This is a genomic window from Vulcanococcus sp. DEBay_Sum29NL08_54 (assembly GCF_017859255.1).
GTDB lineage: Bacteria > Cyanobacteriota > Cyanobacteriia > PCC-6307 > Cyanobiaceae > Vulcanococcus.
The window spans coordinates 1-3,838 of record NZ_JAFMNJ010000070.1 but is presented as its reverse complement, the minus strand read 5'-3'; the positions used below and the strand labels follow the sequence as shown (position 1 = coordinate 3,838).

At 64.9% G+C, this 3,838-nt stretch carries 3 protein-coding genes; all 3 read right to left on the bottom strand.

Translation table 11 applies throughout. The features are described from left to right. Positions 1-116: 116 nt before the first annotated feature. Positions 117-836 carry a DUF1028 domain-containing protein gene (locus QZ186_RS11485; protein ID WP_247477606.1) on the bottom strand — a complete coding sequence of 240 codons (720 nt, stop codon included), beginning with the start codon at positions 834-836 and terminating at the stop codon, positions 117-119. Further along, positions 833-2,044 carry a Zn-dependent hydrolase gene (locus tag QZ186_RS11480; RefSeq protein WP_247477605.1) on the bottom strand — a complete coding sequence of 404 codons (1,212 nt, stop codon included), beginning with the start codon at positions 2,042-2,044 and terminating at the stop codon, positions 833-835. Before QZ186_RS11480 ends, QZ186_RS11485 begins: the two co-directional genes overlap by 4 nt. A 149-nt stretch (positions 2,045-2,193) precedes the next feature. Then, the coding region (gene asnB / locus QZ186_RS11475) for an asparagine synthase (glutamine-hydrolyzing) (RefSeq protein ID WP_296416962.1) at positions 2,194-3,838 on the bottom strand (1,645 nt) is incomplete at its 5' end.

Sequence of the window (3,838 nt, the reverse complement as noted above, 5' to 3'; positions counted from 1 at the left end):
TGGTGGATGACGTGGGGATCTCGATCGAACCCGTCATGCGGCGACGAATGGCTCCCCCAATTGAGCCGTATCCGATGGGCGGGTGACGTAGTCAGCGTTACGTCCCGCTCGCTCGGTTAAGCCGCCGAGGGATCGTCCCCGACAAGCGGTGTGACCGTTCGGTTAAGGGCCGTGCCTGCAGGATTGGGCAGTTCAGCAAAGGAATCACGCCATTGCTGCACCCAGAGCTGCTGACTGCGCTCGTACAGCGCCATCAGGGAGTCGACGGCGCGCTCTTCAAAATCCACCCGCAGATCCAACAGGGGGAAAGCCGCCTCACCGCTGACCTGCAGGGCAGCCGAGGTCGCATGGGGGGAGCGCAGATCACCGCCTGCCTCCTCACCGGCGCGAAGGGCGCTCAGCAGGCGACGCCCCAATTTCCAGGAGGGATCACTCAACAGAAAGGCCTCCTCCATCGCCAGCAGGACAGCCTCGCCAGCGAGAAAGTTGCCCGCGACCGCCAGATCCGGATGGCAGCGATGGCTGGCATAGGGACCGCATTCAGAGCCCGTCCAGCCCGCCGTACGGCCGCAGGCATCAATCAGGTGCAGCTGACGGTGCTCCATCTGCGGGTCATCCCGCAAGAGGCTGGCCAGGACGGTTTCCGCATCCCGGTTCTGCTCCATGCGCTCGAGACCGCAAATCCCCAGATAGGGGTTCGTGTGGGCCTGGGTCGCGACGGCCCCAACCCCAGAGCGGATATGGGGAACCGTTGATCCGACGGCGAGGTGACAGGTGGCAACGGCCACGCCAAAGCGCCCGTTGGATGGATCCCGCGCCAGGATTGAAAAGGTCATCCCGAGAGCTGGGCATCCAGGCGCAGAAACGCCTCCAGCAAGACCGACGTTCCGGCAACACACTGCTCAAGGCTCGTGTACTCGGCCGCGGAATGGCTCAGGCCGCGATGGCTTGGGACAAAAACCATGCCCATCGGCCAACGGCGGCCCAATTCCTGGGCGTCATGGCTGGCGCGACTGGGAAGGGCGCTGTGGGAGAAGCCCAAGGCTGAGGCCGAGGCGGCGATCGCCTCCATCAGCAGCGGTGCAGCCGGGGTCGGATCCACAGAGAACTGGGGCTCCATCGTCACGCTGCAACCACTGGCCTCAGCAATAGACGCCAGGCGTTCCTCGAGCTGCGCACTCAGGGAGGCCAAGACCTCGGGGTCCAGATCGCGCAGATCGACGCTGCACTGAACCTCCCCGGGAACGACGTTGGCGGCATTCGGCCAGACCTCAAATCTGCCGACCGTGGCCACCGGATCACCGGGGTGCTCGAGGGCCATGGTCTGAACCGCCAAGACGACCTGCGCGGCGGCCACCAGGGCATCCTGCCGCTGATCCATCGGCGTCGTACCGGCGTGGTTCGCCTGCCCGCAAACGCGGATCGTGAAACGGCGCTGGCCGACCACCCCTTGAACGACACCAATGCTGTCGCCGCGTTGCTCCAGGACAGCACCCTGCTCCACGTGGAGCTCGAGAAAAGCAGCAATGGCGTCATCGCTGCGGGCCGCAGTGGTCAGGCGCTCCCAGTCCCCACCGAGGCGAGCCAGGTTCCGCTCAATCGGATCACCGTTACTGGTGGTGTAATCGCTGGGGTCGCCGCTGGCCGTTCCGGCCATCCCTTTGCAGCCCACCATCGTGGACTCCTCATCGGCAAAGACGATCAGCTCAAAAGGGTGCCGCAGCTGAAGCGAGGCATCCTTCAGGCAGCGGACCAGTTCCAGTCCAGCCAAGACGCCGAGGGTGCCGTCGTAGCGACCACCGGTTGGAACGGTGTCCAGATGTGAGCCGCTCACCAGCGCGGGGAGGTTGGGCTCTGAGCCCTCCAGGCGGCCAATCAGATTGCCGGCGGCATCGATGCGCAGGCTCATCCCCGCGTCGATCAGCCATTCACTCAGCAGTTCACGGCCCTGACGGTCCTCGGCGCTGAAGCCGCGCCGGCAAATGGAACCATCTGGCTGAAGACCGACTTCGGCCATGGCCTCCAAGGAGGCCAGGAGGCGCATGGCGTTGACCGAGGGTCTCTTCAGTTGAGCGGTGGGCGCAAGGGTTTGGGAGCCCGGGGCAGAGAGAACCAACCGCAGACCTGCACGTTCAAAAGAGCCCTCCCACCATCCGCCAGGAGGGCGAAGTACTGCGTAACCGTTGCGACCGTTTAAGCCGCAGCGGCCGGGTGCCAGCCGAGGGCATCGGCCTTGGCGCGGGCCTGGGCCGGCACATCCGCGGCAATGAACATCCGGTGCAACATCTGCACGCCAAGCAGGTGGTTGATCATGGCGTCCATCTGAACGCGGTCCGCATCGGTCGTGGCCGGGTCGTCATGGCGGGCGAAGAGGGCCCGAACACCCGCGACGCTCAGGAGTCCCGCCGCCTCGATCGCCTGATCACTCAGGTAGTCATCGGCCAGCTGCTTCATCTGCTCCCACTTCTCGGGCTCGGTGTGGGCCGGCGGAGCCATGAAGGCAAATTTTTCGCGCTTGTAGAGCACCTCCGGCAAAAGGCCCGCCATGGCCTCGCGCAGGACGTACTTCTCGGTCTTGCCCTTGATCCGCAGCTCAGGCGGGACCTGAACCGCCGCCGCCGCGAGGTGGTGATCCAAGAAGGCCGGCCGCGCCTCCATGGAGTTGGCCATGTCCACCCGGTCACCGCCCCAGGTGAGGATCTGGCCCTCCAGCATCGTCTTGATCCAGACGTACTGGGCCTTATCGAGGGCGTGGCGCCCCTCCAGCTGATCGGGATCCAGGGTCTTGGCGATGGCCTGGCCCGGCGAATAGTCCGAAAGGACCGAGCGATGGGCCTCCGCGAGCAGGTCCGGCACCAACGGCGCACAGGCCAACCAAGGCTGGAGGCAACTGGGGGTGAAGCCCACGACCGCATCGAGGTCAGGGTCATCCACTTGATCCGCCGCCAACATCGCCCCCTGCACCAAGGCATTGGATTGCTGCAGCAGGTCTTCCCAGGCCTTGCGCTCCGGCTCGGGCAGATCCTGCAGACCGTGCAGGAACATGTCGCGGCGGAAGGCGGGATAGCCACCGAAGAGCTCATCGGAGCCCTCTCCGGTCATCACCACCTTGTAGTTGACGCTGTTGACGTGGCGGCTCATCAAGAACTTGGCCACCGCCAGGGTGTTGTAGATCGTGCGCTCCGTGTGCCAGAGGGTGCGCTCCATCCAGCCATAGAGCTCCTTGCCCGAGAGACGCATGACGTCCTGCTCAGCGGCTGTGGCCTCGGCCATCTCCTGGGCGATGGGCGACTCGTCGTAGCGCGCGTCGTCAAAGCCAATGGTGAAGGCCTTCACCGGGCTCTGGCTGACGGCAGCGGCCAGCCCCAGGATTGAGCAGCTATCAATGCCTCCGGAGAGGTAGCAACCCACCGGGACATCAGCGACCATCCGCAACTCCACCGCTTCCAGCAGGGCGGCACGGATCGCCTCGATGTGGTCGGCTTCACTCTTGCTGCTGTCCCGCTCGCCCTGGCGCGGGAAGTCCATGTCCCAGTACTTCCATGTCTCCACCTCAAGGTTGCCGTTGCGCCGGCGAACACTGATGCCATGGCCAGGCGGCACCTGATGGATGCCCGCGAAGGCCGTGGTCCCGGGGACCATGGTTTGCATCAACTGGTGGAAGAGCCCTTCGGAGGTGAAACGCCGCTCGACCGCCGGATGGGCAAACAGGACCTTGAGTTCCGAGCCAAAGACCAAGCCCTGGGATGTGATCGTCCAGTACTGGGGTTTGATGCCGAAGCGATCCCGGACCAGGTGCAACACATCGCCGGCCTCGTCGTAGATGGCGAAGGCGAAC

Coding starts and splice junctions, on each gene's coding strand:
- QZ186_RS11485 (WP_247477606.1), bottom strand. CDS start 836: ATGACCTTTTCAATCCTGGCGCGGGATCCATCCAACGGGCGCTTTGGC.
- QZ186_RS11480 (WP_247477605.1), bottom strand. CDS start 2,044: ATGCGCCTCCTGGCCTCCTTGGAGGCCATGGCCGAAGTCGGTCTTCAG.